General features: G+C 70.8%; 18 protein-coding genes. 8 read left to right on the forward strand and 10 right to left on the reverse strand.

Annotation, left to right across the window (positions count from 1 at the left end; genetic code table 11):
• Positions 1-185 precede the first annotated feature (185 nt).
• The 8 genes from rpsT to HRL51_RS04910 all read right to left on the reverse strand — a co-directional run bounded on the left by rpsT (position 186) and on the right by HRL51_RS04910 (position 8,705).
• Positions 186-446 (reverse strand): 30S ribosomal protein S20, encoded by a 261-nt coding sequence (gene rpsT / locus HRL51_RS04875; protein ID WP_172120766.1) that lies wholly within the window; start codon positions 444-446, stop codon positions 186-188.
• Between the two features lie 237 nt (positions 447-683).
• On the reverse strand, positions 684-1,283 hold the full coding sequence (locus HRL51_RS04880) for a type II toxin-antitoxin system PemK/MazF family toxin (RefSeq protein ID WP_172193000.1): 600 nt from the start codon (positions 1,281-1,283) through the stop codon (positions 684-686).
• Positions 1,280-2,128, reverse strand: a complete 849-nt coding sequence (gene trpA / locus HRL51_RS04885; RefSeq protein ID WP_172193002.1) for a tryptophan synthase subunit alpha — start codon at positions 2,126-2,128, stop codon at positions 1,280-1,282. The genes HRL51_RS04880 and trpA overlap by 4 nt, the downstream gene beginning before the upstream one ends.
• Before the next feature lies 1 nt (position 2,129).
• Complete coding sequence (gene trpB / locus HRL51_RS04890; RefSeq protein WP_172193004.1) at positions 2,130-4,475, reverse strand: tryptophan synthase subunit beta; 2,346 nt, start codon at positions 4,473-4,475, stop codon at positions 2,130-2,132.
• The gene (gene trpD, locus HRL51_RS04895) at positions 4,475-5,572 is read right to left on the reverse strand and encodes an anthranilate phosphoribosyltransferase (RefSeq protein ID WP_172193006.1); all 1,098 of its coding nucleotides are present in this window, start codon (positions 5,570-5,572) and stop codon (positions 4,475-4,477) included. The genes trpB and trpD overlap by 1 nt, the downstream gene beginning before the upstream one ends.
• Positions 5,573-5,633: 61 nt before the next feature.
• Positions 5,634-6,272: an anthranilate synthase component II gene (locus HRL51_RS04900; protein ID WP_172193008.1), complete on the reverse strand. Its 639-nt coding sequence runs from the start codon at positions 6,270-6,272 to the stop codon at positions 5,634-5,636.
• Between the two features lies 1 nt (position 6,273).
• Positions 6,274-7,959: an anthranilate synthase component 1 gene (locus tag HRL51_RS04905; protein ID WP_172193010.1), complete on the reverse strand. Its 1,686-nt coding sequence runs from the start codon at positions 7,957-7,959 to the stop codon at positions 6,274-6,276.
• Positions 7,960-8,120: 161 nt separating this feature from the next.
• Complete coding sequence (locus HRL51_RS04910; protein ID WP_172193126.1) at positions 8,121-8,705, reverse strand: DedA family protein; 585 nt, start codon at positions 8,703-8,705, stop codon at positions 8,121-8,123.
• A gap of 214 nt (positions 8,706-8,919) precedes the next feature.
• On the opposite strand from HRL51_RS04910, the gene lepA reads away from it, so the two are divergent.
• From lepA to HRL51_RS04940, 6 genes are all read left to right on the forward strand, one after another.
• Positions 8,920-10,794, forward strand: coding sequence for a translation elongation factor 4 (gene lepA, locus HRL51_RS04915; RefSeq protein WP_280528709.1), 1,875 nt, complete (start codon positions 8,920-8,922; stop codon positions 10,792-10,794).
• 4 nt (positions 10,795-10,798) lie between these two features.
• Positions 10,799-11,758 (forward strand): tRNA (guanosine(46)-N7)-methyltransferase TrmB, encoded by a 960-nt coding sequence (gene trmB, locus HRL51_RS04920; protein WP_172193023.1) that lies wholly within the window; start codon positions 10,799-10,801, stop codon positions 11,756-11,758.
• Entirely contained in the window at positions 11,755-13,071 is a 1,317-nt protein-coding gene (locus tag HRL51_RS04925) for an MFS transporter (RefSeq protein WP_172193025.1), read from the forward strand. Before trmB ends, HRL51_RS04925 begins: the two co-directional genes overlap by 4 nt.
• Positions 13,068-14,345 (forward strand): radical SAM family heme chaperone HemW, encoded by a 1,278-nt coding sequence (gene hemW / locus HRL51_RS04930; protein WP_172120757.1) that lies wholly within the window; start codon positions 13,068-13,070, stop codon positions 14,343-14,345. Before HRL51_RS04925 ends, hemW begins: the two co-directional genes overlap by 4 nt.
• A 153-nt stretch (positions 14,346-14,498) precedes the next feature.
• Positions 14,499-15,155, forward strand: coding sequence for a hypothetical protein (locus HRL51_RS04935; RefSeq protein WP_172193027.1), 657 nt, complete (start codon positions 14,499-14,501; stop codon positions 15,153-15,155).
• A 209-nt stretch (positions 15,156-15,364) separates the two neighbouring features.
• Entirely contained in the window at positions 15,365-16,768 is a 1,404-nt protein-coding gene (locus HRL51_RS04940; RefSeq protein WP_172193029.1) for a sodium:proton antiporter, read from the forward strand.
• Positions 16,769-16,955: 187 nt separating this feature from the next.
• Here the strand turns inward: HRL51_RS04940 and HRL51_RS04945 are convergent, their stop codons facing one another.
• Entirely contained in the window at positions 16,956-18,023 is a 1,068-nt protein-coding gene (locus HRL51_RS04945; RefSeq protein WP_172120754.1) for a DUF3097 domain-containing protein, read from the reverse strand.
• A gap of 177 nt (positions 18,024-18,200) precedes the next feature.
• Here HRL51_RS04945 and hrcA point away from each other — a divergent pair, with 177 nt between their 5' ends.
• Entirely contained in the window at positions 18,201-19,256 is a 1,056-nt protein-coding gene (gene hrcA, locus HRL51_RS04950) for a heat-inducible transcriptional repressor HrcA (protein ID WP_172120753.1), read from the forward strand.
• 42 nt (positions 19,257-19,298) lie between these two features.
• A complete protein-coding gene (gene dnaJ / locus HRL51_RS04955) occupies positions 19,299-20,435 on the forward strand; it encodes a molecular chaperone DnaJ (protein ID WP_172193031.1) in 1,137 nt (378 codons plus the stop codon).
• Positions 20,436-20,552: 117 nt separating this feature from the next.
• On the opposite strand, the gene HRL51_RS04960 is transcribed toward dnaJ, so the two are convergent.
• Positions 20,553-21,308, reverse strand: a complete 756-nt coding sequence (locus HRL51_RS04960; protein ID WP_172193033.1) for a YggS family pyridoxal phosphate-dependent enzyme — start codon at positions 21,306-21,308, stop codon at positions 20,553-20,555.
• Positions 21,309-21,470: the final 162 nt, after the last annotated feature.

The following is a 21,470-nucleotide window of genomic DNA, read 5'->3' on the forward strand; positions in this document are numbered from 1 at the left end:
CTGGGCCGGTGACAGGCGTGTGGTTGGGGCGGGGGAGGATGACAGCGGCGTCGTCGGTCGCGACCTGCTGGCTGCAGCGCCATGCTAGCCGTCGTCGTCATGAGGGGAGACAACGACGAGGGCGTCTCCCACAGGGGGAGACGCCCTCGTGACTGACTGTGGACTCAGTGAGCCGGTCAGGACCCTCAGATGGAGGCGACGCGCTTAGCCAGCTTGGACTTGCGGTTGGCGGCCTGGTTCTTGTGGATGATGCCCTTGCTAGCGGCCTTGTCCAGCTTGCGAGCAGCCTTCTTCAGACTCTCCTCGGCAGCAGCCTTGTCGCCGGCCTCGACGGCCTCGCGCACGCGGCGCACGTAGGTCTTGAGCTCGGACTTGACAGACTGGTTGCGCAGGCGGGCCTTCTCGTTGGTCTTGATGCGCTTGATCTGGGACTTGATGTTCGCCACTGTGAAAGTTGCCTTCTCGAAGAGTGAATGGTCAATGGCCGGAGAGAGGGTTCGCGTCAGCGGACCAAGAGGTGGTGGAAGCACCCGGCGAGTCCGCCCGCTGGACCCCGCAGTCGGCCAGGCCAGAGGTCCAAGGCGTGACTTTACCAGCAGGCCTGCTGGATTTCCTGGGCGCAGGCCGGCGCAAGGCGTGAGGTGCGTCAACCTGCCAGAGGCCTGCTCGGACAGGCTGCCTGCTCAGCGTCCTGTCCAGTGGGCACGCAGCGCCGCGACCACGCCGTCGAAGGTACCCCGGTCCATCGTGGCTCCCTCGCGTCTGACTGCCTCTGGGGCGACGAGGAGCAGCCGGTCCAGCCTCACCTCGCTGGGACGCCCCTGCCGGTCCCAGGCTCCTGACCCGACGTCGTGCCAGTAACGGCCCCAGCGAGCCTCCTGCTCAGCGTCGCGGTCATGGTCCTTGCTCGTCATCTGGGCGACGACGAGCCGGCCGCGCTCACGCGCCAGGACCAGGACCGGGCGGTCCTTGCCCCGGGAGGCGTCCTCCTCGTAAGGCACCCAGGTCCACACCACCTCACCGGGGTCGGCGTCTCCGTCCGGGTCAGGGGCGTAGACGAAGTCCGGCAGGCCTAGCCGGGCGGTGTCATAGGGTAGGACCGCGGCTGTGGCCGACGCGCTGGGAGGACCAGAGCGCGGCCGACCTGCTGAGCCGGTGGGGTAGACCGTGCCGTTGCGCGGTCTCCTGCGGCTGCCGCGCGGGGAGCCAGAACCCTTGTCCTCCCGCGGCTCCACCTCAGCGAGGATCCTCGTCAGGACCTCCAGGACCCGACCGAGCCTCATCGCGTGGCCGCCTTCATGGCGCCCACCATCTCGATCAGCTCGGCCTGCAGCGTCTCCAGCTCCGTCTCGCGCTCAGGCGAGCCTGCCGGCGCCGACAGCAGGGCGGGGGCGTGCGCCTCCACCACCGTGACCACGGCGGAGCCGGAGATCGCCCCGTCGGCCCCGGCTGCGATCGCCTCAGCGACCTGCTCTGGCGTCGAGATCCCGAAGCCCAGCATCACCGGTGCGGCGGCGTCGGCCCTCAGCCGCGCCACCGCCTCAGCCAGCCCGACCGTGGACGAGGCGGTCTCGGTGCCGGTCACCCCGGCCCGCGAGACGGCGTAGACGTAACCGCGCGAGGCGCCTGCCACGCCGGCCAGCGTGTCAGGACTGGCTGAGGGCGGGGCGATGTAGACGGCGTCGATCCCCGCGGCCTCGGCGGCCTGAGAGAACGCGTCACCCTCGCGCACCGGCACGTCGGGCAGCAGGACCGAGTCGATGCCCGCCTCGGCGCACTCACGGTAGAAGGTCTCCAGGCCGACGGCGAAGGGCACGTTGCCGTAGATGAGCATCCCGATGGGAAGGTTGGGATGACGTTGGCGCACGCTGGCCACCACCGCCAGCGCCGAGTGGAAGCCGACACCGGCCTCCAGGGCACGGATGTGGGCCCTCTGGATCGTGGGGCCGTCGGCGACCGGGTCGGAGAAGGGCACGCCCAGCTCCAGGGCGTCCGCCCCTGCCGCGATGAGTGCCTCGATCACGGCCTCGCTCAGCTCGGCGTCGGGGTCGCCCACCATGACGAAGGGGACGAAGCCGCCCTCACCGGCGTCGGCCAGCCGCTGGAACATCTGGGGGTAGCGGGACATCTCAGGCCTCCTCGTCGGTTGTGTCCGGCGCAGCCTCGGCCGCGCCTGGTCCGGGCTGGCCAGGGCCGGAGGCAGCGGCCTCGGTCCGGGCGAGCCCGACGTACTCGGTGCGCTTGCCCATCTCCTCCACCATGGCGGCAGCACGTGCGACGGCGCCGTCGCAGGAGAAGGAGCCACCCAGCCGCATCCGGATCTGCTCCAGGTCCTTGTCCCCGCGCCCGGACAGGCACACCAGCAGGTGCGGGGTCGGGGCGTCGGCAGGGGTCTCGCGCGCGATCTTGAGCGCCTGGGCCAGTGCGTGGGCGCTCTCCAGGGCCGGGATGATGCCCTCCCACCGTGAGAGCTGGACAAAGGCGTCCACAGCCTCGTCATCCGTGACCCCCACGTAGCGCGCGCGCCCGGAGTCGGCGAGCCAAGCGTGCTCGGGTCCCACGCCCGGGTAGTCCAGTCCGGCAGACACGGAGAAGGACTCCTCGACCTGGCCCTCGTCAGTGCGCATGAGGTAGGAGCGGGCACCGTGCAGGATCCCGACCTTGCCGGCGTTGATCGGAGCGCCGTGACGGCCAGAGCCCAGGCCCTCGCCGGCCGGCTCGACCCCGATGAGCCCCACGCCGTCGTCACCGACGAACTCGCTGAACATCCCGATCGCGTTCGAGCCCCCGCCCACGCAGGCGATGACCTCGTCAGGCAGGCGGCCGGTCATGGCCAGCACCTGCGCACGGGCCTCGCGCGAGATGACGCGGTGGTACTCGTGGACGACCGTGGGGAAGGGATGGGCCCCGGCGGCCGTGCCCAGCAGGTAGTGGGTGGTCCTGAAGGAGGCCGTCCAGTCGCGCAGCGCCTCGTTGACCGCGTCCTTGAGCGTGCCCGCCCCCGAGGCCACCGGCACCACCTGGGCTCCCATGAGCTCCATGCGCTCGACGTTGGCCGCCTGACGCACCACGTCGGTCGCGCCCATGTAGATCGTGCACTCCAGTCCCAGCAGCGCGCACACCATCGCGGTGGCGGTGCCGTGCTGGCCCGCTCCGGTCTCGGCGATGATGCGGCTCTTGCCCATGCGCCTGGCCAGGAGTGCCTGGCCGAGCACCTGGTTGCCCTTGTGCGCCCCGCCGTGGGTGAGGTCCTCACGCTTGAGGAAGATCCTGGCGTTGCCCTCGCGCGGCAGGTTGCGCAGCTCGGTGACCGGGGTGGGACGGCCCAGGTAGCGGCGCATCAGCTCGTCGAGCTCGGCGTGGAAGGACGGGTCAGTCTGGGCCTCGATAAAGGCGTCCTCTAGCTGGTCCAGGGCAGGGATCAGCAGCTCGGGCACGTACTGCCCGCCGTAGGGGCCGAAGTAGGCGGGCAGGCGCGGGTGGGTGTGACCCTCGTGCTCGCGGGCAGCAGGCTGGCTGGCCGACGACGCCGCCGCGTCAGTGGGCAGGTTTGGCTCTCCAGCCGACTGGGCGCCGGCTTGCCCGGCACCGGGCGCGACAGACCGGCCCGCCCCCGCCGGCACCGCCGTAGCCAGCACCTCGGCGACCACCGCCGGCTCGGGCGAGGAGGAGACCGAGGAGCCGATGAGCAGGGCGTCAACGAGCCCGGCCAGGCGACGGACGTCGTCGGCTGTCTCCACCCCTGACTCGCCCACCAGCACCACGCCCGCGGGGGCGAGCGGGGCCATCTCCTCGGTCCTGGCGATGTCGGTGGTCAGGGTGCGCAGGTCACGGTTGTTGATACCCACCACCGTGGCGCCCAGCTCGGCTGCCCGGTGCATCTCCTCGTGCGTGGAGACCTCGGTCAGCACGTCCATCCCCAGGTGGGCGGCCAGGGCCGCCAGCTCGCGGTAGACGTCGTCAGGCACCACCGAGAGCATGAGCAGGATCGCGTCCGCGCCCAGGCTGCGGGCCGCGAGCACCTGGACGGGGTCGACGATGAAGTCCTTGCACAGCACCGGCACGTCGACCACCGCGCGCACCGCAGCCAGGTCCTCGAAGGAGCCGCCGAAGTGGTCAGACTCAGTGAGCACCGAGACGGCGCAGGCCCACGGTAGGTAAGAGGAGGCCAGCGCCGCCGGGTCGTAGCCGTGGCGGATCGTCCCGCGTGAGGGTGAGGCCGACTTGCACTCCAGGACCAGGGCCGGCTGAGGGCTGGCGCCCTCGCCCGAGCGGGTGCGCAGCGCGTCGGCGAAGGAGCGCTGCGAGCGAGGCATCTCCGCGGCGCGCAGGTGGCCGAAGCGTGCACGCAGCTCAGCCAGGCGGGATCGCCTGCCGTCCACGATCGAGTCCAGCACGGTACCGGTGCGCACGAGCCGTTCGTCGACCGGCCGCAGCTCGGGACGGGGGTCGCTGCCAGTGGCAGAGGTGGTCATCAGGCCTCCTGGGTGGTCTCGGCGTCGGCAGGCGCTGCGACGCCACGGGTCATGGACTCAAGGTGCTGGGCGACCTTGCCGCTGGCCAGCTGCTCCAGGGCGGCCTCGGTGCCCTCGCGCAGCGTCGCCACGCGTCCGGCCAGGTAGAGCAGGGCGCCGGCGTTGACGGCGATGGCGTCACGGTGCCCGGCCTGCCCGCCCCCGGCGAAGACCTCGCGCAGGATCGAGGCGTTGTCCGCCGGCTCGCCGCCCAGCATCTCGGACAGCTCGTGGGTACGCACGCCCAGGTCCTCCGGCGTGACCTCGAAGGACCGCACGCCCTCAGGGCTGACCTCACGCACGGTGGTGGTGCCGTGGACGGTGATCTCGTCCAGTCCCAGGCCGTTGATCACCAGGGCGTGCTCACGGCCCAGGGCGTGGAGGCAGGAGGCGATCATGTCCAGCTTGGTGACATCGGCCACGCCCATGACCTGGTAGCTCAGGTGGGCGGGGTTGATGAGAGGGCCGAGCACGTTGAAGACCGTCGGGGTCCTCAGCACCCCGCGCACCGGTGCCACGAAGCGCATGGCCGGGTGGTAGGCCTGGGCGAAGAGGAAGGTGAAGCCGTCACGCGCAAGGACCTCGGCGGCCTGCTCGGGGCTGAGGTCCAGGGGTAGGCCGAGCTCGGCGATGACGTCGGCGGCACCGGTCCTGGAGGACACGGCCCGGTTGCCGTGCTTGGCCACGGCCAGGCCCATGGAGGCGGCGACGATACCGGCGCCGGTGGAGATGTTGATGGTGCCCACGCCGTCGCCACCGGTGCCCACGATGTCGAACAGGGGGACGTCCGTCTCGGGGAAGGGGCGGGCAGCGGCACGGAAGGCTGCGGCGGCACCGGCAACCTCCGCCGCCTCCTCGCCGCGGGCGTGCAGACCAGCAAGCAGCGCAGCGGTCTCGACCTCGGAGAAGGTGCCGGCAGACAGAGCAGTGAAGACGGCGTAGGCCTCCTCGTAGGACAGACGGTGTCCCTGGACGACGCCGCGCAGCAGCGCGTGGGCGACCTCCGCCTCCTCAGGTTCCAGGGCGTTGTTCTCGGCGGGTGCGGGTGTGGTGGACATGTGGTCTCCAGTCAGGTGCGTCAGTGGTTCAGAAATGCGGGTGCAGGGGCCGGGCCAGGTGCTACCGGGCCCGGCCCAGGTCGGCGGTCAGGGCCCGCAGCATGGCGGGACCTGCCGGGGTCAGGACGGACTCGGGGTGGAACTGCAGGCCGACGACGGGGCGGCTGACGTGCCGCGCAGCCATGACGACGCCGGGGCCTGCCGGGTCCGTGGGCGCCGTCGTCGCCAGGCCCACGAGCGCTGGTGGCAGCTCGCGGGTGCCCAGCGAGTGGTAGCGGGCGACGTCAAGCGGCCCGCCCTCCAGCGGGGCGAAGGTAGGGTCAGTGAGCCCGGCCTCGGTGACCTCCACCCTCACCGAGCGGCCGTGGACGGGGCCGACCCGGTCCACGTGCCCGCCGCATCCCTCGACGATCGCCTGGAAGCCCAGGCAGATGCCGACCGTCGGGACGTCGTCGACCAGAGCGGAGGTGACCAGCTCCATGAGGCAGCCGGCCTCGCGGGGGTGGCCGGGGCCCGGTGACAGGCACAGCACCGGGCGCTGGCCGGAATCAGCCTCGGCGGCGGTCGGCTCCAGGGCGGCTCGTACACGGTCGGCCGGCACGGTGTTGCGGTAGACCTCGATCTCGGCTCCGAGCGTGGCGAAGAGGTCCACGAGGTTGTAGACGAAGGAGTCGCGGTTGTCGAGCAGGACGACGCGCATCTCAGGCCTCCTGGGCGGTAGCGGTCGGGGCGACCGGGGTGGCGGGGGCAGAGGGGGCCTGGGAGTCGATGACGAGCCGGGCCCCGGAGGCTGCCGCCACCGCGTGGAGCACCGCCGAGGCCTTGTGCACGGTCTCAGCGGCCTCCTTGGCCGGCACCGAGTCCGCCACGACCCCGGCACCGGCCTGGACCAGGGCCTGGCCGTCTGCCACGAAGGCAGAGCGGATGACGATGCAGGTGTCCAGCTCGCCGTCACCACGGAAGTACCCCACCGAGCCGCCGTAGGAACCGCGACGCACTCCCTCGGCCGTGCGGATGAGCTCAGCCGCTCGCAGCTTGGGGGCCCCGGTGAGCGTCCCCATGGTCATCGAGGCGCGGAAGGCGTCCAGGGCGTCCAGCTCCGGGTCCAGCGTGCCGGTGACCTCGGAGACCAGGTGCATAACGCGGGAGTAGCGGTCCACGCGCAGCAGGTCCACCACCCGGCGGGTCCCCGGGACGCTCACCCGGGCGACGTCGTTGCGCGCCAGGTCCACGAGCATCACGTGCTCAGCGACCTCCTTGGCGTCCGTGCGCAGCTCCAGCTCCAGGCGGGTGTCGCGCTCGTGGTCGACGCTGCCGTCGGCGGCGAGCCCGCGCGGCCGGGTGCCGGCGATGGGACGGATGGAGACCTCGCCGGTCCTGGCCGAGTGGAGCAGTGCGGACTCAGGTGAGGCCCCGAAGAGCTCAAAGCCAGGCGTCGCCAGGTAGAACATGTAGGGGCTCGGGTTGGCCTCGCGCAGCTCGTGGTAGGCGGCCAGAGCGTCCGGGCAGGGTATGGCGAAGCCGCGCGAGGGCACCACCTGGTAGACGTCGCCGGCGGCGATCGCCTCCTTCATCTGCTCGACCCCGGCGGCAAAGTCGTCGTCGGACTGGGTAGGCACGGCGTGCACTACCGGGGAGAGCGGCGCCTGGCTCCTCGTGTGCGCGGCGTCAAGAGCAGCCTCGTCGACGGCGTCGATGGCTGACGCCAGCTCGTCCAGGCGCGTCCTGAGACCGGCTGGGTCCACGCTGGCCCCCACGAGGGTGGCCTCACGCGTGGGGTGGTCGATGACGAGGATGATCCGGGCGTCGTAGAAGACGTAGTCGGGGCAGGTGTTGACCCCCTGGGCAACTGGTGGGAGGTCTTCGAAGGTGGCCAGGTAGTCGAAGGCGACGACGCCCGCCTCCAGCGGCAGGTGCGGGTGGTCGACCTCGGCCCTGGCCAGCACCCGCAGCGGCTCGATCGAGGAGGTGGCCTTCAGGCGCTCGCGCTCTTCGGCCTGCCTATGGGAGGTGGGGGGCGCGAAGGTGAGAGTGAGGAAGTCGGGGCGGGCGTCGTCGTCGGGGCCGAGGTGGGACCCCAGGGACTGACGCAGGCGGGCCACAGCCGCCTCGCCGTCGGCCCGGGCGGTGGGAAGGGCCTGGACGCTCACGTGCTGGCCCCGGCAGGTCAGGCGCGCGGAGGCCTCCAGGACCGCGATGGTGGTGCGTGAGACCTTGGTGGCGATGTCGACCGACTCCAGCAGGACGGTGTCGACCGGGCGTGCTCGACCGGAGGGGTCCTGCGTGGTGGGCACCAGTCCGAGGCCTGCCAGGTGCTCCAGCAGCAGCCCTCCGTCGGCCTGGTAGCGCACGGTCCGGGTCAGGACGGTTGGTGGGGGAAGGGTCATGAGGTTTCCTCTGCTTGTGCCACCGGGTGCGCTGCGTCAGACACGAAGAGCCCGCCTGGTGGCGAGCTCTGTCTGTCGTGTTCCGCGTACGCGAATGGAGTGGCTCGCCCTTAGGGGAGCCACCACCACTGGCGGTTGCGGATCACGGTCACGGGACGAGGCTAGAGGGAGGGGGCGGGCTCGGACAAGTCGGCGTCAGCATCGTGAGACGCTCCGGGCGTGAGGCCGGGCGTCGAGCGTGCAGGTGCGCAGTCCCCAGGTGCGCACCGGGGCTCACAGCGGCAGGCCGGCGGCGGGGGAGCGCAGCGCCGTCGTCGTAGCGAGACGACGAGTACAGCCAGAGTGATGACGACGGCGATCGCCCACCACCCGCCTGCCTCGACCCAGGTGGCGAAGACAGCCAGGCCGACGGTGGAGTAGATCGCTGCCCAGATCGCGCAGCCCAGGCTCACGGCCGGCAGGTACAGGCGCAGCGGCATGCGGCTCACGCCCGCCCACAGCTGGACGAAGGTCTGCACGCCCACCGTCATGAAGGACACGGGGACCGCCAGGACCCCCCACTGCTCTGCCAGGCGCTGGGCCCGGTCGTAGGCGGGAGAGTCCAGGAGCCGCGCCCAGCGGGTGCGCCCGGTGCCGGCCGCGACGGCCCGGCCGATCCAGTAGGTGCCGTTCGCGCGGCCCATGACACTGACCCACAGGAACAGGAAGGCCCAGGCCCAGGGCAGGTCGAGGACGCGGTCGATCATGGGGGCGATCATGGCACACCTGTGAGGTGAGGCTTGCCTGGCTGGATCGCGAGTGTGCCGGGCGGGTAGGAGCCGGCGGTCAGTAACGACTCACACCCGCCGGGCGCGGCGCCGAGGCCTGCGCGTGGGAGACTTGTCCCAGAGTCCGCCACACCGACAGCACCGGTCTGCCTCCTGGTACGTCCAGGTGCTGTCCCGTCCTGGAAGAGCACACGTGTCACCGATCCCCACGCCCGAGCAGATCGCGAGCATCCAGCCCGCCTCCACCCCGCCCGAGCTGCTGCGGAGCTTCTCGATCATCGCCCACATCGACCACGGCAAGTCCACCCTGGCCGACCGCATGCTGCAGGCCACCGGCGTGGTCCAGCCACGCGACATGCGCGCCCAGTACCTGGACCGCATGGACATTGAGCGCGAGCGCGGGATCACCATCAAGTCCCAGGCCGTGCGCATGCCCTGGACCGTCGAGGGACCCGAGGGGGCGCGTACCTACGCCCTCAACATGATCGACACCCCCGGTCACGTCGACTTCTCCTACGAGGTCAGCCGCTCCCTGGCCGCCTGCGAGGGGGCGGTGCTGCTGGTCGACGCCGCCCAGGGCGTCCAGGCCCAGACCCTGGCCAACCTCTACATGGCCATCGAGGGCGATCTCACCATCATCCCGGTGCTCAACAAGATCGACCTGCCGGCCGCTGAGCCTGAGCGCCACGCCGAGGAGATCGCCTCCATCATCGGCTGCGACCCGGCCGACGTCCTCAAGGTCTCGGGCAAGACTGGTGAGGGCGTGCCCGAGCTGCTCGACCAGATCGTGCACGCCGTTCCCGCGCCGGTGGGCGACCCCGACGGCGAGGCGCGTGCCATGATCTTCGACTCCGTCTACGACACCTACCGCGGCGTGGTCACCTACGTGCGCGTGGTCGACGGCGCCCTCAGGCCTCGCGAGCGCATCGAGATGCTCTCCACCCGCGCCGACCACGACCTGCTGGAGATCGGCGTCATCAGCCCCGAGCCCGTGCCGACCAAGGGGCTGGGCGCCGGGGAGGTCGGCTACCTCATCACCGGTGTCAAGGACGTGCGCCAGTCGCGCGTGGGTGACACCGTTACCGCCGCCGCCCGCCCCGCGAGCACCCCCCTGGCTGGCTACCAGGACCCTAAGCCCATGGTCTTCTCCGGCCTGTTCCCGGTGGACGGCTCGGACTTCCCGGCCCTGCGTGACGCCTTGGACAAGCTCAGGCTCAACGACGCGGCACTGACCTACGAGCCCGAGACCTCGGTGGCCCTCGGCTTCGGCTTCCGCTGCGGCTACCTCGGCCTGCTTCACCTGGAGATCATCGCTGAGCGCCTGGAGCGTGAGTTCGGGCTCGACATCATCTCCACCGCTCCTAGCGTGGTCTACCAGGTGACCACCGAGGACCGCGTGGTCCACACGGTGACCAACCCGAGCGAGTTCCCCGAGGGCAAGATCCTGGACGTGCGCGAGCCGGTGGTCTCCGCCACGATCCTGACACCTAGCGAGTTCGTGGGCACCGTCATGGAGCTGTGCCAGTCCCGGCGCGGGACCATGAAGGGGATGGACTACCTGTCCGAGACCCGCGTGGAGATGCGCTACACCCTGCCGCTGGCCGAGATCGTCTTCGACTTCTTCGACGCCCTGAAGTCGCGCACCCGCGGCTACGCCTCCCTGGACTACGAGCCCGACGGCGAGCAGAGCGCGGACCTGGTCAAGGTGGACATCCTCCTCAACGGGGACAAGGTGGACGCCTTCAGCGCGATCGTCCACAAGGACTCCGCCTACTCCTACGGCGTCATGCTTACCAAGCGCCTCAAGGAACTCATCCCCCGCCAGCAGTTCGAGGTCCCGGTCCAGGCCGCGGTGGGCTCGCGCATCATCGCCCGTGAGACCATCCGCGCCCTGCGCAAGGACATGCTGGCCAAGTGCTACGGCGGTGACATCTCCCGTAAGCGCAAGCTGCTGGAGAAGCAGAAGGAGGGCAAGAAGCGCATGAAGGCCATCGGTCGCGTGGAGGTCCCCCAGGAGGCCTTCATCGCCGCGCTGGGTGCAGACACCCCCACCGGCAAGGACAAGTAGCCCCATGGCGCAGGTCCACCCGCCCCGTTCCCACGCGATCCGTTCGCGGGTGCGGTCCTTCTCCCGCGCCGGAGGACGGCTGAGCGACTCCCAGGCCCAGGCGATGGCCGAGCACGGTGCGCGCTACGTCGTGCAGGTCCCGCGTGCTGACGCCATCCGCACGGTCGCCGCGGACTTCCGCCTCGACCCCCAGTCCGTCTTCGGCCACGTCGGGCAGCTGCGTCCGCTCGTGGTCGAGGTCGGTAGCGGAGGGGGAGAGGCCCTGCTTGCCCACGCCTCGGCCAACCCCGGTACCGACCACCTGGCGGTGGAGGTGTGGCAGACCTCGATCGCCACGATCGTGCGCGACGCGGCGAGGGCGGGCCTGGACAACGTGCGCGTGGTCCCGGCCGATGCCTCCCAGCTGCTGGCTACCGCCCTGCCGGTGGGCTGTGCCAGCGAGGTGTGGGTCTTCTTTCCCGATCCCTGGCGCAAGCCTCGTCACCGCAAGCGCCGGCTGGTGACCACCGGCTTCGCTGACTCCGTGGCTCGTGTGCTGCGCAGCGGCGGGGCGTGGAGGCTCGCCACCGACTGGGCCGACTACGCCTGGCAGATGCGCGACGTCCTGGAGGACGTCTCGGCGCTGCCCGAGGGCCTGGAGGCGGACATGACCGAGCCCTACTTCCGCTACGACGACGCCGGACGCGAGCCGGATCTCGGGGCAGCGGGCTGGGAGGAGGGGAGCCCGGGCAACGGGCCCGACCCCGGTTCGCCCTCGGGCACGCTGGGCGGCTGGTCGCCCCGTTTCGAGGGTCGTGTCCTGACCCGCTTTGAGCGCCGCGGCCTCGAGGCCGGGCGCACGATCCGCGACCTGAGCGTGGTGCGCACCGAGACCACCTGGAGGCCGGAGCGCAGCGAGGCGATGCTGGCAGCTCTGGAGCGCCAGGCACGCGACCGTGAGCCCAGGGCGGCGACGAGGCCATGACCTCCTCGCCCCAGGCCCAGCCACAGCGGTGCTGGCGCCTGCCACGCCGGGCGTGGCTCGGCGTCGTCGTCCTGGGCTTCCTGGCCCTGTGCTCCGTCCTGCGCGTACCGATCGGTGTTGTCCCGCCGCTGCTGAGCCAGATCGGCACAGACCTGGCCATGGATGACGTGGCGCTGGGAGCACTGACCAGCGTGCCGGTCCTGTGCTTCGGGCTCATGACGCCACTGGCCTCAGGCCTTCTGCGGCGCACGGGCGCGAACACCGGTGGCCTGTGGACCCTGGGCCTGGTGGTGGCTGGTGCGCTGGTGCGCTCAGCGGGCACCACCTGGGCCGCTTTCGCCGGCACGATCGTCATCGGGGCGGGCATGACGATCGGCAACCTTGTGGCACCGATGATCATTGGCCGCGACTTCTGGCACCGCACCTCAGTCATGACAGGCATGTACTCCGCCACCTGCAACGTCATGGTCACGGCGGCCACCGCTCTGGCCGTGCCGACGGCGGTGGTGGTGGGCTGGCGTGGGGCGTCGATGGCGTGGAGCGTGGTCCCCGCCCTGGCGGCCCTGGTCCTGTGGCTGTGGGTCTTCCCGCCGGGCCTGGGGCACCCACGTGGCAGCCTGCTGACACGTTCAGGTATGGCCACCTGGGTGGCTGAGCCCAACCTGAGGGCGGCTGGAGGCAGCCATGTCGCTGTGTGGCGCCGGCCCCTGACCTGGGTCATGGCCGTGGCCTTCGCCGCTCACACCTTCTCCTACTACGCGGTGTGCGGCTGGCTGCCCACCGCCCTGGTGGACCTGGTGGGGATGAGCCAGGCCCGTGCCGGGGCAGCGGCCTCGGTCTTCTCCCTGACCGGCATCGTGGGGCCGCTCCTGGTCCCGGTCATGTTCGAGACGCTCCGCTGGAGCGGGGCACGTGTGATGGCGGTGCTGTCCGCGTGCTGGATCGCCCTGCCCCTGAGCCTGGTAGTGGCTCCTCAGGCTTGGCTCGTGCCCTGCGTCCTGTCTGGCATCGCCCAGGGTGCCTTCTTTGCTGCCCTGTTCACGCTGGTTATCCAGCGTTCGGCGAATGTGGATGAGAACCGGCAGACCACGGCCTTGATCCAGACGTGCGGTTACGTGGTGGCCGCGCTGGGTCCGGTGGTCATGGGCTGGTTGCGCGGGGTCAGTGGCGGCTGGCTGTGGCCCTTCATCCTGGTCAGCCTCGTGCTGGTGGTGATGACAGTGTGCGGCCAGCTGGCCGCCCGGCCCACGCGCGTCCTCTCTGGTGCCTCCTCGCCGGCCTCATCCGGTCCCACGCCGCAGGAGGAGGCATGAGCCCCGGCCAGCCTGAGGGCGGTCCCCTTCCTGGTGGGGAGCTACCCGCACAGGCCCGGGCAGGGCGTCGCCCTGGTGGGTCGCAAGCAGAGAGCGTGCCCTTCTCGGTCTACCTCCACGTGCCCTACTGCCGGGTGCGCTGCGGCTACTGCGACTTCAACACCTACACCAACCTCGATATGGGTGGTGGCGCCTCGGCTACCGACTACGTGAGCACGCTGGCGGGCGAGCTGGGGCTAGCGGCGGCCGCGATGGACCGGGCCGGGCTGCCCCGGCGCGCGGCACAGACCGTGTTCCTGGGCGGGGGGACCCCCACGATGCTTCCGGCAGCGGACCTGGCACGAGCGCTGGACCTCGTCCGTACCACCTGGGGCCTGGCCGAGGACGCAGAGGTGACGACCGAGGCTAACCCGGAGACCGTGGACGAGCGGTACCTGGCGACCCTCGCCCAGGCGGGCTTCACGCGGGTCTCCTTCGGCATGCAGTCCGCAGTGCCCCATGTGCTGGCCACCCTGGACCGCACCCACACCCCTGAACGCGTCCCCCAGGTGGTGGACTGGGCCCGCCGAGCAGGGCTGAGCACCAGCCTGGACCTCATCTACGGCACGCCCGGGGAGTCGATAGACGACTGGGCGCGCAGCCTCGAGGCCGCCGTCGAGATCGGCCCCGACCACCTCAGCGCCTACGCCCTGGTCATCGAGGAGGGCACGCGCATGTGGACCCAGGTACGGCGCGGCGAGCTGGAGATGCCGGCGGACGACGACGAGGCCACGAAGTACGAGATGGCTGACGCCGCCCTGGCCGAGGCCGGCTACCAGTGGTACGAGATCTCCAACTGGGCGCGTCCGGGCCACGAGTGCCGGCACAACGAGGCCTACTGGCGTGACTGGGACTGGTACGGCGCCGGTCCGGGAGCGCACTCCCACCTCGGCCACGTGCGCATGTGGGACACCAAGGCTCCGGTGGCCTGGGCGGCGCAGGTGCGTTCCGGCCGGCTGCCGGTCGCGGGCCACGAGGTGGTCGACGACGGCGCCCGCGAGCTGGAGCGGGTCATGCTCGGTATCCGCCTGTGTGAGGGACTCGACCTGGCGGGGCTGGCTCGGCCTGGTGAGGAGACGACGTCGGACGGCACCCCTTGTCGGCTCGTCCCGGTGGTAGCGGCGCTGGTGGGGCAGGGGCTGCTGGAGCCTGCCGCAGCCCTGCGCGGCCGGGCGGTGCTGACCCTGCGCGGGCGCCTCATGGCGGACACCGTGACCGGACGGCTGACGGACTGACGGGCCGGCTCGGCTACGGCGTCACCCCGCTGGCGGGAGGGCGGCTACCGCGCCAGGCGGACGCAGCGGTGGGCGGGCTCGTCCTGTGCGAGGAGGCAAGGATCCTCCAGCCGGGGGAGCTGCGGCGTCGTCCCGTGCGGCAGGATCAGTGCCATGAGTGCTCACCCTGCCTTCCAGCCCCGTCCGAGCCAGCCCTACGCGGGCGTGGACCGTCTGACTGTGGGCCAGGCCCTGACGTGGTCCTGGCGGCGCATCGCGGAGAACCCGGCTCCGTTGCTGGCGGGCTTCGCAATCTGGACGATCCTCACCGGTGGCGGGATCTCGGTGTCCTACCTGGGCTCTGGCAGCGCGGACTCGGGCGGACTCATCGCGACGATCGCGATGATCCTGTCCCCGATCCCCTTCGCGCACGTGGGACTGCTGACGGCGGCTGGTGGTCAGGCGCGGATCCGTGACTTCTTCACCTTCCCCAACCTGTGGCCGATGGTGCTGGCCGGGATCCTGACCTCGGTCCTGCAGGCGATCGGTTTCGTCTTCCTCATCGTCCCCGGTCTCATTCTGCTCTACCTGTGGCACTTCACCCAGCTGGTGGGGGTGGACCGTGGGCTGGAGGCAACCGATGCGATGCGGGAGTCCTGGCGGATCCTGAGTGGCAACGCCAGCGCCCTGGTGCCCTTTGCCCTGGTCGGGGCCCTGCTCGGTGTCGCCGGGGTGGTCACGGGGCTGGGCTGGGTGCTGACGACGCCGCTGGTGTCGCTCATGTCCGCCTACGCCTACGTCACAGCCACGGGTCGGGTGGTGGCTGGCTGACACACGTCTGGGCGGAGAGAGGCCGGCCGCTACCGAGCAGCCGGGCCGGGACAGCGCCGTCGCGGGCTTTGCGGTGGCGAGGTGTGTCCACGAGGCGGAGCGTCCCGGGATCCGGGACGGCCCTTGTCGTACAGTGGACCGGTCGTCTTCGGTGCCTGGCGCCCCGAGCCTTCGGTGCCGTGCCCTCCAATCCGACCCGAGGAGCCCTTGTGCACCTGCAGTGGTGGTCCGTCCTGCCCTTCGCGGCGATGCTGGCCTGCATCGCCGTCCTGCCCCTCGTCCCGGCGACCTCCCACTGGTGGGAGAGACGCTCGAGCCAGCTGGGTATCGCACTGGTTCTGGGTATCCCGGTCGCCGTGTGGATGTGGATCGCCGGCGGTTGGGAGGTTGTCTTCGCCTCGGTGGTGGAGTACGGCCAGTTCATCGCCCTGCTGCTGGCCCTGTTCGTCGTCTCCGGCGGCATCTTCCTCAAGGGCGATATCCAGGCCACCCCGCGCAACAACACGCTCTTCCTCGCAGTGGGCGGGTCGCTGGCCAGCTTCATCGGCACCACCGGTGCGGCGATGCTCCTCATCCGTCCTTTGCTCAACACCAACTCCGAGCGGCGCTACCGGGTGCACACGGTGCTGTTCACGATCTTCATCGTGGCCAACTGCGGCGGCCTGCTCACCCCGCTGGGGGACCCGCCGCTCTTCCTGGGCTTCCTGCGTGGTGTGCCCTTCACCTGGACCTTCACCCTCGCGCGAGAGTGGGCGTTTGTCAACGCGCTGCTGCTGGCGAGCTACTACGCGCTGGACCGCTACTACTACGCTCAGGAGCCGGCCGCCGCCGTGCGTCAGGACCGTGATCAGATCGTGCCTCTGGGCCTGCGTGGGGCCAGTAACCTTGTGTGGTTCGTGGTCATCATCGCCGCCGTGGCTTTCGCCCCCTCAATCGATGCCGAGGCGATCGAGGAGGGGCACGCTGTCCTGACGGACTGGGTTCCTGTACGGGAGATCATCATGCTCGCGGCGGCCTACTGCTCCTACCGCTTTGGTGACCGTCGGGCCCGCTTCGAGGACAACCAGTTCGAGTGGGGGCCGATCGCTGAGGTAGCCACGCTTTTCATCGGTATCTTCCTCACGATGATCCCTGCCCTGCACTACCTCGATGAGGTCGCCGGCTCGCTGCCACTGAACGAGATCACCTTCTTCATCTTTACTGGCGGGCTGTCCTCGATGCTGGACAACGCCCCCACCTACGTGACCTTCTTCGAGATGGCCGGGCAGGTCACGCCTGCCGGTGTGCCAACCGTGGCCGGGGTGGCAGAGACGTACCTCATCCCGATCTCCCTGGGTGCCGTGCTGTGCGGGGCGATCACCTATATCGGCAACGGGCCGAACTTCATGGTCAAGTCCGTGGCCGAGAGCCGCGGGGTCGAGATGCCGAGCTTCGGTGGCTACATGGTCAGGTCCTTCACCTACCTGGTGCCGGTGCTGGCGGCGATGGTCTGCCTGTTCATCGCTGAGCCGGTGTGGGCCAAGGCTCTGGGCGGAGTGATCGTCCTCGCGCTGCTGGCCAACGACGCCCGCCTGGTGGTCCAGGCTCGCAGGCTCGCACTCCAGGACGCCTGAGCCCCGGCTCCCTCCCCGCCAGTCGCGGCGTGGCTTGGTGTGGTGGCGGCGTGGCTCCAGACTGTCGCGGCGTGGCTGTGTGTCGGGGGCGTGCCTGACGGCGTCGGTAGGTACGCCCCCAACAGCAGCACACGCCTCCGCTTCGGCAAGGCACGCCCCCAACGGGCGCGCGCTGCACGTGAACCCGTTACCGCGTGCCCGGAGCCGTGACGAAGTCGATGAGCTCCTCCATGCGACCCAGCAGAGCGGGCTCCAGGTCCTTGTAGCTGCGCACCGTGGCCAGGATCCGTTGCCAGCCGTGGGCGACGTCAGCCTGCGAGTCGTGAGGCCACCCCAGGGCCTCCAGCGTGCCGTGCTTGATGTCCGTCCCACGGGGGACCGTCGGCCAGGCCCGCAGCCCCACCCGCTCAGGCTTGACCGCCTGCCACACGTCCACGTACGGGTGGCCGAGCACGAGCACGTTCTCCCCGCCCGGCATCGCGCGCACGCGCTCGGCGATGCGTGACTCCTTGGATCCGGCCACGAGGTGGTCGACCAGCACGCCGGCGCGGCGCGTGGGACCGGGGGCGAAGTCAGCCATGACCTCCTCCAGGTTGTCCACGCCGTCGAGCATGAGGACCACGACGCCCTCGTGGCGCAGGTCGTCGCCCCAGACCTTCTCGACCAGCTCGGCGTCGTGCCTGCCCTCGACCCAGATCCGCGAGGCTCGCGCGACCTTGGCGGCCTCTCCCTCCACCGCGTAGGAGCCGGAGGCCGTCAACCTCCGGCCGTTCGCGCTGACCGGACCGGTGGGCTGGCGACGGCGGGGCGCTGGCGGGTCGAGGACGACCGGCCGGCCCTCGATCCAGAAGCCGGCGCCGAGCGGGAAGCCGCGACGCACGCCGTGGCGGTCCTCCAGGACGACGACGTGGCGGCCGCCGGACTTCTCCACCGCCACGACGGCGCCGACGAATCCGGTCTGGCGGTCCTCGACGACGAGCCCGGCCGAGGCCGGAACGTGCACCGAGGCCGGACGCACCGCGTGCGGGCCGAGGCGGTGGGGGTCGGCAGCCAGGACGTCGCCGCCGTAGCGGTCCGACGCCGTCGGCCGAGCCGGTGGGGCCGCTGCCCGCCGCCGCTGCGCCTCGGCCTCGGTCAGCCGCCCGGCGGCCCGTGCCTCCTGCTGCTGGCGGGCAGCCTGCTCGCGCAGGGCGGCACGGCGTGCGGCGGTGGATCCCGGGACGGTACGGCGTGGGGGAGTGGTCACCCGGGGCACGGTAGGCCAACCTCTCGCTGGGCGAACGTCAGACCCGCCGGGCACGGCGTAGGATGGCACTCGCGCCTGGCGAGTGCTAACCCGGCGGCGGCTGGCGAGCGGCTCGTCAGTGCGGTCGGTAGCGTGTGCGAGCGCTACCGGACGCTGCTGGGCGCTAGACGAGAAAGGAGGGGTCCCATGGCCGACGACCGACGGCTCAAGGTCCTGTCCGCCATCGTCACCGACTATGTCCGCACCCGGGAGCCTGTGGGCTCGCGGGCGATCGTGGAGCGCTACCAGCTCGGGGTCTCACCGGCCACCATCCGTAACGACATGGCGGCCCTGGAGGACGAGGGCTACATCCACCAGCCCCATACCAGTGCCGGTCGCGTGCCGACTCAGAAGGGATACCGCCTCTTCGTCGACGAGGTTGCCCGCATCAAGCCCCTGTCCGCCCCCGAGCGCGCCGCGATCACCGCCCTGCTCACGGGCGAGGTGGACCTGGACCAGGTCGTGGCGCGCTCGGTGCGCGTGCTCGCCCAGCTCACCGGCCAGCTTGCCGTCGTGGAGTACCCCAGCCTGCGCCGCACGACACTGCGCCACCTGGAGCTGGTGGTCCTCGATCCCACCCGTGTGCTGCTGGTCATCATCACGGACACCGGACGCGTGGAGCAGCGCACCGTGTCCACATCGGCCACTGAGATACTGGACCCGGCTGCCGTTGAGCAGCTGCGGGTGCGGCTCAACGCCGCGCTGGCGGGGCTGCGGGCTGAGTCTGTCATCCCAGTCCTCACAGCCCTCAAGGAGCAGGCCAGTGAGGACGAGCGTGTGCTGCTCTCGGCGGTCACCGGGGCGCTTATCGAGGCGCTGCGCCCGGACGCCGAGGAGCGCCTGGTGATCGCCGGCACCGCGAATCTGGCGCGCTCCACCCCAGACTTCTCTTCCCTCGGGCCTCTCCTGGACGCCATCGAGGAGCAAGTCGTGCTGCTGCGGCTGTTCACCGACTCCAGCAACGCCGGGCCCGCCGGCGGAGCGGAGGGCATGCGCGTGAGCATCGGAGCCGAGAACCATGATGACGCCCTGGCAGAGGCTAGCGTCGTCACGGCCTCCTACGGTGCCGGCCCGGGCGACGCCGTCGCCCACCTGGGCGTCGTGGGCCCTACCCGCATGGACTACCCCGCCACCATGACCACTGTGCGCGCGGTCGCTCGCTACCTCTCCCGGTTCCTGGCGGGACCGGGGCAGGCGGCCTGAGCGACCGGCGTCGGAGACAACACGTAAAGGACACGTTCTCAGGTGAGTGACTACTACGAGCTGCTCGGCGTGAGCCGTCAGGCCAGTGCCGAGGAGATCAAGAAGGCCTACCGCAAGAAGGCACGCCAGCTCCACCCCGACGTCGCCGGCCCCGGCCACGAGGAGGAGTTCAAGGAGGTCCAGGCCGCCTACGCCGTGCTCTCCGACGACGAGAAGCGGCAGATGTACGACGTGGGCGGCGAGGACGCGCTGCACGGGGGCGGCGGCTTCCCCTCCGGCTTCAGCGGTGACTTCTCGGACCTGGGCGGGATCTTCCAGACCTTCTTCGGTGGGGGCGGCTCGCGCGGGCCGGCCTCGCGTGCGCGCCGCGGCCAGGACGGGCTCGTGGCGGTGCAGGTGAGCCTGGCCGACGTCGCCTTCGGCGCCACCAAGACGATGCCGATCGACACCTACGTCACCTGCACCACCTGCGGCGGCAGCTGCTGCGCGCCGGGGACCGAGCCGGTCACCTGCTCCCAGTGCAACGGCCAGGGCTCGGTCCAGCGTGTCCAGCGCTCCTTCCTGGGCAACGTCATGACCTCCTCGCCCTGCCCTACCTGCCAGGGCTTCGGCACGGTCATCGTCACGCCCTGCAAGGACTGCGACGGTGAGGGCCGTAAGCACGTGCGCACGGACATCGAGGTCAACGTCCCGGCCGGTGTGTCCTCCGGTACCCGTATCCGCATGTCCGGGCGTGGTGAGGCGGGCGTGGCCGGAGGACCTGCGGGCGACCTCTACGTGGTGGTCGAGGAGCAGGCACACCCGACCCTGGAGCGGCAGGGCGATGACCTGCGCACCGAGCTGCGCGTGCCGATGACCGCGGCCGCGCTGGGGGCCTCCTTCCCGGTGGAGACCCTCGACGGCGAGCGCAGCGTCTCGGTGCGCCCCGGCACGCAGTCTGGTGACGATATCCGGCTGGACGGTCTGGGCGTGGGGCGGCTGCGCCGCTCCGGGCGCGGCAACCTGTACGTCACGGTGGTGGTGGAGACCCCGACCAACCTCTCGGAGCGTCAGGAGGAGCTGCTCAGGGAGCTCGCGGCCCTGCGCGGCGAGGACGGCTTCGCCCCGGCGGAGGAGGAAGGCTTCTTCGACCGGCTCAAGGGCGGAAAGACCAAGGGCAAGAACCGCCGTAAGCGCTGAGCTCGCGGCCCGCCCTCGTGTGATCGCGTCTGCGGGGTGGCACCGAGCATGACAAGCCCGGTGCCACCCCGCAGACGCGAAGACGTATCGGGACGGCGCGATGTGAAGGGCGCCGGCTCAGGCTCCGGGCCAGTAGAGGGAGTCCGGCGTGGGACGGGCGCCGAAGATCGCGGTGCCCACGCGCACGCAGGTCGCGCCCTCGGCGACCGCCAGCTCGAAGTCGCCACTCATCCCCATGGACAGCAGCCCGTCGCCCACGGTGCCGGCCTCGCGACCCTCGTCACGCAGGTGCCGCATGAGACGGAAGCACTCGCGTACCCTCTCCTGGTCCGTGGTGTGGGCTGCCAGTGTCATGAGACCACGCACGCGCAGCGAGGAGTAGACCGGCAGCTTAGCCAGGAAGCCTGCCACGGCCTCTGGTTCCAGCCCGTACTTGGAAGCCTCCCCAGAGGAGTTGACCTGGACATAGACATCAAGGCTGCGACCGGCGGCCTGGAGCCGACGGTCGAGTGCTTCGGCGAGGTGCAGGGAGTCCAGCGCCTGGAATTCACTGGCGAAGGCGGCCACGTCCTTGGCCTTGTTGGTCTGCAGGTGGCCGATGACCGCCCAGTGGATGCCGAGGTCAGCCATCCCGGTGCTCTTGCGCTTGGCCTCCTGGACCTTGTTCTCACCCATCTCGGTGACGCCTGCGGCGAAGGCGGCGCGCAGTCGGTCCTCGGGGACCGTCTTGGTGACAGGCAGGAGGCGGATGTCCGACGGCGCCCGGCCGGCTGCCGTGGCAGCGGCGTCGATGCGGGTGCGGACCGCGGCAAGGTTCGCAGAGATCTGGGCGACCTCCTGCGGGTCCGGGACAACGGGGGAGTCAGTCGTCATGCCTCCTGACGGTACACCGGTGGTGCGGTGGGAGGGCAAGAGGATCGGCCGTGCCACCCAGCCTGGGCAAGGGCCGCGCGCTCACGCGGAGAGGAAGGCTCCCGTGGACTGTGGGCTCGGCTCTGGTCCTCCCGCGACGCCGCCCCGGCTGGTCTCATAGGC

It is taken from the genome of Actinomyces faecalis (genome assembly GCF_013184985.2).
GTDB classification, from domain to species: domain Bacteria; phylum Actinomycetota; class Actinomycetes; order Actinomycetales; family Actinomycetaceae; genus Actinomyces; species Actinomyces faecalis.